3 protein-coding genes and 2 pseudogenes are annotated in these 7,672 nt (G+C 72.1%); 1 reads left to right on the top strand and 4 read right to left on the bottom strand.

Annotated elements, in window-relative coordinates; genetic code table 11:
* Positions 1 to 99 precede the first annotated feature (99 nt).
* Entirely contained in the window at positions 100 to 2,376 is a 2,277-nt protein-coding gene (locus ACFZBX_RS20710; RefSeq protein WP_391535213.1) for a catalase, read from the top strand.
* A 523-nt stretch (positions 2,377 to 2,899) separates the two neighbouring features.
* Here ACFZBX_RS20710 and ACFZBX_RS20715 read toward each other — a convergent pair.
* The 4 genes and pseudogenes from ACFZBX_RS20715 to ACFZBX_RS20730 all read right to left on the bottom strand — a co-directional run.
* Positions 2,900 to 3,545 (bottom strand): annotated as a pseudogene (locus tag ACFZBX_RS20715) (PHP domain-containing protein); the annotation flags it as partial.
* A 1,468-nt stretch (positions 3,546 to 5,013) separates the two neighbouring features.
* Positions 5,014 to 5,229: pseudogene (locus ACFZBX_RS20720) on the bottom strand (DUF6479 family protein); the annotation flags it as partial.
* Positions 5,230 to 5,777: 548 nt separating this feature from the next.
* A complete protein-coding gene (locus ACFZBX_RS20725; RefSeq protein WP_391535214.1) occupies positions 5,778 to 5,981 on the bottom strand; it encodes a hypothetical protein in 204 nt (67 codons plus the stop codon).
* Positions 5,982 to 7,493: 1,512 nt separating this feature from the next.
* Positions 7,494 to 7,672, bottom strand: a 179-nt coding sequence (locus ACFZBX_RS20730; protein ID WP_391535222.1) for a pirin-like C-terminal cupin domain-containing protein, incomplete at its 5' end; no start/stop codon positions are given.

Here is a 7,672-nt window from a genome sequence, read left to right on the forward strand (position 1 = left end):
CGCCCGGCCCGGTCTTCCACTCGTTTGCGCGGCGATTCGTTTGCCCGCAACAACCCCGGGTTACCCGATAGGGGTTGCAGGAGCCCCAAGGAGGACGTCGTGGCAGAGCCGGGACCGGTGAAGAAGATCGTGGACAAGGTGGTGGAGGCCGCGGCAGGGATCGCTCCCGGGCAGCGGCCGGAGGTTCCCGGCGCGCCCGGCAGCGAACCGCCGCAGGTGGCGGAACCCACCGAACCGAGGGCGCCGTTGCCCCCGAAGCCGGACCAGCAGGCACCCGTCCCGCTGTCGCCGACCGGACGGGACGCCGGGGCGCCTGCGGACGCCGCGGCGCAGAACGGCGGCTATCTGACGACCGCGCAGGGCACCCGGCTGCCGGACTCGGACCACTCACTGAAGGTCGGGCCGCGCGGTCCGGTGCTGCTGCAGGACCACCACCTGCGCGAGAAGATCATGCACTTCGACCACGAGCGGATCCCCGAGCGGGTGGTGCACGCCCGCGGCGCGGCCGCCCACGGCGTCTTCCGCGGGTATGGCACGGCGGTCGGTGTCAGCAAAGCGGCGTTCCTGGCCGAGGGAGTCGAGACGCCGGTGTTCGTGCGGTTCTCCACGGTACTCGGCTCGCGCGGGTCCGCCGACACGGTGCGTGACACCCGAGGTTTCGCGACGAAGTTCTACACCAGCGACGGCGTGTTCGACCTGGTCGGCAACAACATCCCGGTGTTCTTCATCCAGGACGCCATCAAGTTCCCCGACGTCGTGCACGCCGCGAAGCCGCACCCGGACCGGGAGATCCCGCAGGCGCAGTCCGCGCACGACACCTTCTGGGACTTCGTCTCGCTGCACACCGAGGCCACCCACCACACGCTGTGGAACATGTCCGACCGGGGCATCCCCCGCTCCTACCGGATGATGGAGGGCTTCGGCGTCCACACCTTCCGCCTGGTCGACGCCGAGGGCGCGAGCACGCTGGTGAAGTGGCACTGGAAGCCGAAGGCCGGTGTGCACTCCCTCGTGTGGGAGGAAGCCCAGCTACTGGGTGGCACGGATCCGGACTTCCACCGTCGCGACCTCGCGGACGCGATCGAGGCGGGGAACTTCCCCGAGTGGGAACTCGGTATCCAGACCTTCCCCGACACGCCGGAGCAGACGTTCGCGGGCATCGACCTGCTCGACCCGACAAAGATCGTTCCGGAGGAGCTCGCGCCGGTGCAGCCGGTCGGGCTACTCACCCTGAACGCCAATCCGACGAACTTCTTCGCCGAGACCGAGCAGGTCGCCTTCCACCCCGGGCACCTGGTGCCGGGCATCGACGTCACCGACGACGCGCTCCTCGCGGGCCGGTTGTTTTCCTACCTGGACACCCAGATCACCCGGCTCGGCGGCCCGAACTTCGCGCAGATCCCGGTCAACCGCCCGCATGCGCCGATCAACGACATGCTCCGCGACGGGTTCCACCAGGACGCCGTACACAGCGGCGTCGCCCCCTACAAGCCGAACTCGCTGGACGGCGGCTGCCCGTTCTTCGCCGGCTCAGGGGAACACGCCTACATCGAACACCCCGTCCCGATTGCCGCCGCGGCCAAGGTCCGCGAAGCTCCCGCGTCCTTCGCCGACCACTTCAGCCAGCCGCGCCAGTTCTGGCTGAGCCTCAGCCCGGTCGAGCGCGAGCACGTGATCTCCGCGTACACCTTCGAGCTGTCGAAGGTGTACGAGCAGGCGATCAAGGAGCGGGTGCTGACGGTCCTGGCGCGGATCGACGAGGTACTGTGCCGCGAGGTCGCCCACGGGCTCGGCCTGCCCACTCCCGAAGCGGCCGCCGGCGGCCTGGTCGAGGTGGCGCCGAGCCCGGCCCTGTCCCAGGTCGGGCAGCGGTGGCCAGCCACCGGCCGGGTGCTCGGCATCATCACCGCCGCCACCGGCGACGCCGACGTGGTGCGGCAGCTGAGGGAAACCGCGCTCGACGCCGGGCTGCTGCCGTTGCTCATCGCGCCGACTGGGGGCCCGCTGGCGGACGGCCTCGCGGTGCAGCGGACCTACGCCGCGGCGCGGTCCGTCGAATTCGACGCCCTCCTGGTGGCCGACGCGCCCGCGCGCGGCACCGACGACCACGGTTCCCGGGATGCCAAGTCCGGCGCCGTCGCCGGCGGCCAGCCCGCCCTCGACTCCCGCGCTGTCCTCCTCGTCAACGAGGCCTACCGGCACGCCAAGCCTCTCGCCGGCCTCGCGGACGCGCGCGGCCTGTGGGCGGCGGCGGGAGTCGACCCGCAGGCCCCCGGCGTGTTCACCGCCACCGACCCTGCGCAGGCCGTCTTCGCTTTGGTGGAGCAGCTCGGCACGCACCGGGTCTGGGAACGCTTCCCGACAACGGCGAACTGAACCTCCCGCCCTCCTGGCCCCGCAGGTCAGGGCTGGCTGCTGGACCGAAGCGGTGGCTCCGGTCCAGCAGCCAGCCCGCGGTGGACAGACGCAGGAAGGCGAGTGTTGGTACGGCCCCGTAAGGAGTGACGATGAAGGCCTCGACCTGGCACGGCCGGCGGGATGTCCGCCGTACGGGCGTACCCCTCCCGCGGCCGGTCCGTTTCCAGCTTCCGGCAGCTTGCGGATGTCCTCCAGCGGACGTGCTCCAACCGGGCGCCCTGGTTCGGGAGCGCCAGGCTCGGTCGGGCCCGTCGGCGTGTCGCCGGTGCCCGGTCCTGCGCCGGCGCGGCGCTTGCGGATCGGTGCCTGGCCTTCGCTCCCTGATACCCCTCCCACCGGGCTCGACATGGACGGCAGGCATCATCGGGACCCTGGCGGTCCAGCGAGGCATCGGAAGTCTTGGGCAGACGGAGCACGCGCCGGAAGACACCCGACAAAGCCTCCAATCGTAGACCGGTGCCAGCCGCAGCCCGGGTGGTCCGCCCTGGGCGTCGGTGTGCGGGTTGCGGACGGCCGCCACCATGCGGGCAGTCATGAGTTCGGGGTCAGAGCGGAGCTTGGAGTGGACCGAGGCGACGACGAGGTCGAGACGTCGGAGGAGCTCGTTCTCCTGGTCCAGGCAGCAGTCCTCCAAAATGTCGCACTCGATGCCGGTCAGCAGGCGAAAATCGGCGGTACGGGCGTTCAGGGCGGCCATCTCGTCCAGTTGGTGGTCCAGCCGGTCGGGGGTGAGGCCGTGGGCGATGGTGAGCCGCGGCGAGTGGTCGGTCAGAACGGCCCAGCGGTGCCCCACGGAGTGGGCCGCTGCGGCCATCTCCTCGATCGGGTGGCCGCCGTCCGACCAGTCGGAGTGCAGATGGCAGTCCCCCTCGCTCGCTCGCGCCAGGGCCCAGCCGGTACGCGCCACTTCACCGGTCTCCGCCTCCAGGGTGGCGAGGTAGGCCGGAGGGCGGCCTTGCGAGGCCTGCGCGATCACCTCAGCGGTGACGGGCCCCACCCCGTGCAGGCGGCGGGCCTGGTCCGCCCGCACAGGGCCCGGTGGCAGGTCGTGGGCGGCGTCGGCCGGCGGTGTGGAAGGCCCGCACGCGGTAGGGGGACGCGCCGCGCCACTCGAGCAGGAAGGCGATCCGCCGGAGTGCGTCCGTGGGGCCCGAGCACTCGGAGGGCCCGGGGTCGGCCGCCCACCTGCGCTGCCTCGGCTCCCCGGCCCGGGTCGCTCGCGGCACCGGTGGCGCGTCGTCGCGGGGCATCGCGACGGCCTCAGGCAGAAACGCCACGGGCCGGGGCCCGGCAACGCCGGGCCGGGGTACCGTACTCGCGCCTCCGACGACTCGCTGCTCACCGCGCCTGTTCCGCTCGGGGGGATTCGGGTAGCCGCAGGTACGGGTGGGGTCGAGTGAAGGAGAGCTTGGGCGGCCACGCCGCCGGCGAGGGCGACGGGGTGGTGCTTGGCCTTGAGCAGCGAACCGATCCGCTTGGCCGCCTCCAGGATCGCCTGTGTGCGGTCGAGCGGCAGCTCCGCGGCCGGACCGAGCGGCCAGTCCTCGGCCATGGTCCGGGCCTGCGGGGATGGTCGGCGCGACGGTCCGTCGCGGTCTCCTGGCCCATGGTGCCCTCCTCGGGCCGGCCGGGTGCGGTCGGTGCGGTCATCGGCGGTGGACGCCCCGGCGGCTACCAGTCCGGGCGGAGTTCACTCGGGACGACCTGCCGGGTCCTGTGTCGCGACCCGGTCGAGGTCCCGCTCAGGCCATCGGCCCGCTGCTCGGGGAGCGTCGTACCGGCGTGTGGCCCGGCTCCTCCGGAGACCCCTCGACGGACGTCTCGACGTCCGCCCTCTCCCCCTCCGCCCCCTGCTGCACGGGACTGTCGCGTGCCGGTCGCCCTTCCCGGCGATTGTCGGGAGTTCGGCTTTCGCCTGTGGGTTGGCTGGGAGGGCGCGGGTGCGTTTCCGGGGTTGTGGGGACGGGTTCCGGTGCGTCACGACTGCGCCCCCTGCCCCGGGCGCTGTTCACCCGGCGATGTGCGGGGCGCAGATGTCGTCCCGGCGCTCCTGCCGCCTCACGAGCGCCCGCACGAGCCCGTCCACGCACCGAGGGTCCCCCATGCCGGAATCCCGGCCCGGCGCTTCGTCCTCCGCCTGTCGTCCCCAACGATGACGCCGGAGCCCGCCGCCTCTCAGGACCGGTCCGTCGGCCCCTCCCGATCACCCGAACCAGCGTCGTCCGTCGGCGGCGGCCCGTCGGCGCGGGCGGTTTCGGCGGTGGCGTCGTAGCGTTCGCGCACCGCCGGCTCCTGCTCCGCCGCGGGATCGGGACGTTCCCCCTCTGCTCCGCTCCGGGCGGCGCGGTCCCCGTAGGACCGGTCCCCTGCGGCAGCGTCCTGGCCGGCATGGGACTTCGCCGACGTGTCCGGCGCCTGGCGGCGCGCACTCTTTCGTCCGGAGACCATTTGTTTCCTCCTGCGGCGCTGGCGCCCGCAGCGCGAACTCTGGCGGCACACGCCGCGTCGGCGTGGTGGCGCACGTTTTCGATCGGCTTCTCGACGCTTGCAGTCGAGCAGGGCACGGCGGAGCCGGCGGGTGCCGTGGACCGGACATCAGTCGGGGGGCGTGCGACCGCCGTGCCCGTCGGTACCCCGACGGCCCGTGGCGCGCTCCTCGGGGCTGCTGTGCGAGCCGGAACGCGGAGCGCGGGCGCCCCCGGGACGGTAGGCAGGCCTCCGGGTGCGGGCCTGGCAGCGGCTGCCCCAGATGAACGCCCCGATGAGGAGGGCCACGACCAGCACGGCCGGAATCACGAGGGCGGCGCCGACAGGGACGCTGCGATTCGGACCTCCGGGTCAGTCATGCGCACTTTCCTTCCGATCGACAACGGACCAGGCGGGAGGGGAACGACACCGCCGATCCCGGGTCCCGGAGCCTGGCGGGAGAACGGGAACCACCGAGCAGGCCCTACCGCGCTCCCGACACGCGGCTGTCCGCTCCGGCCGGACTCAACCGTCCCGAGGTTCACGTCCGCCCCGCGGCCCCGTCAGGGCGTCGGGCACCACCGTCTCCTGAGCCCGGACGTCGGGCTCCTCCTGGGCGAGGCGCTCGTCCAGCGTCTCGCCCGCCCGCTGCTCGGCCGCCGTCACCCCGACCTTGCCCGATGCCCAACGGCCGCTCCGGCGGCGAGTAGCCCTCGTCGAGGCACGTCGTTGTCATCGCGCTCGTCGGCAGCGTCCGCCACGTCCAGCGGCGCGGCATCCGTCTACTCCTCGATGTCCCCGGTCGGCTGGTAGACGTCGTCACCCATGCCTTCGTCACGCATGTCCCCACACCCTCCGTTGTCTCCGCGCCGCCGCGTGCGCGGCGGCTGCCCTCAGCTGCCGGCCGGCTGCTCGCCGCTCTCCTCCGTGGTCTCGTCCGGGTCGAGATGCCGACTCCTGCCCGGCTCTGCCGTGGTGGCATCGCCCTCCTCACCGGTGTCCGGTTCACCGTCACCCCCGGGCGGGCGGACGGGTTGCTTCTGGTCGCTGTCGTCGAGCGGAACACCACCCGCTCCGCCCTGCGGAACGTCCTCCACGATTCCTCCTCCAGCGTTCGCGCGGTCCGGCGGCCCCCGGACCGCGTGCCCGGCGCATACCCGCGCAGCCACGGCGAAACCGTCCTGACCGCCCCGCCTCCGACGGCCTGCGGTTCCAGTAATTGCAGTGAGTGACCACGCAGCCACGATTTCGTAGACCAGGTGGGGAAGGTGAGTTGTGACGCACGGACCCTCCTGCGCAGCACGCATCAGAGCTCGGGCCGAGGCATGTACATGGACAATCGAGGCCACGGTGGCGGAGTTCATGTCCTGCTGTGGCGTGAGCCGGCTCCGAGCACATCGTCTCGGCCGGGGGTGGACGCTGCGCCGGGCGGTGACCGAGTTGGTTCAGCAGTGTGACCACCTGCATCTGGCGAGACCGGCCGTGAACGAGGACCAATTGGGGACTTGGGAGAAGGGCAGGACGCCGAGAGCCGGAACGATCGACCTGCTGTGCCGCTTGTACAAGACGGACGCGCAGGGCCTCGGGTGGGCCGGCGACTATCGGCCGGAGGCCCGTACAGCGGTCTCGATGCCGCAGTCGCCGCCCCTGGCGCCGGAGGGTTTGCCTGCGCCGCCGACGGCTTCGGCGGCGGCACACAGCGCGGTCAGACGGCGCATGGTGCGGACGGCCGGGTAGGCGCCCCAGGTTCTGCATCGGAGTAGCCGACTGCCGTGGGATCTCCGGCGCGGTTCCCGTCCGCCGACCAGCAGGCGGGCCTCGAGGCACCGCTCGAGGTGTGGTGGAGCCGGAGCGCCTACCGCCGGAGCGGGCCGTCAGGGTGGGCGCAGTTGCGGCCGTGGCCTCACCGGCGCACGTGGCAGGAGGCGCGTCGACCGGCGTCCCGCAGGTCGCCGTCCGGGCTGGCGCGGGTCGCCCCGCCCAGGTTCAGGGCCGACGCGCACCGTCGGCAGCATCGCCGGGTTCGCCTCTCCCGCCGTGGCCGTGGGCGCGCGAACTCCCGTCCGTCGGACTGACGTTCCCGCGCATGCGCGGTGACTCGACGGACCCGGCGCGGGAGGAGGCACCCGGACACCGGGCGGTGCGTTGAGTGTGATCTGCTGCGCGTCGCCGCTCCGATTCCCGAACTGCTCGGCGAGGGCGTCGAGCAGCCGGGTGTCGCTGGTCTCCGAAGGCATCATGCTCCCGTCCCGAAGAGGAGCCCGCGGGCTCGCGGGCGTGAACGTGAGCACTTCGGACCACCCGGTGGTGCGGATTGCCCGCCGAGCCGCCACGGCCTCCGACGCACCATCTCTGAGGAGCCGGCCAGCAGTGCAATGGTTAAACCAATGAGGTGACGATGCGTCAGGAAAGTCAGCAATTGGTCAGCATTGATCCGACCAAACGCTGTTACAGGCGCTCACACCAGAGAATTCAGAGTCCTCCGTCCGAGGCGCCGAGACCCACACTCCACGCCACTCGACCACTGACGCAGGGCATCCGTCGGCAAGTCGTCGCAGCACCGGAGACGACCAGCCTCCCGCAGGCCCGAGCGGATACATATCCGCAGGTCAACGCACTCGGCCTCGGGCCTTGAGGGGGATGTCGGGGAGGGTGGGGGCGTGGAGGCGGGGGCCGTCGTAGCCGTGGACTTCGCCGAAGCGGGTGCCGGTTTCCCAGTCGTTGCGGGCCTGGAGGATCTCGTCGCCGGTGCGGGCGATGAAGTTCCACCACATGACGAGTTTCTCGG

It is taken from the genome of Kitasatospora sp. NPDC008115, from assembly GCF_042957205.1.
Taxonomy (GTDB): domain Bacteria; phylum Actinomycetota; class Actinomycetes; order Streptomycetales; family Streptomycetaceae; genus Kitasatospora.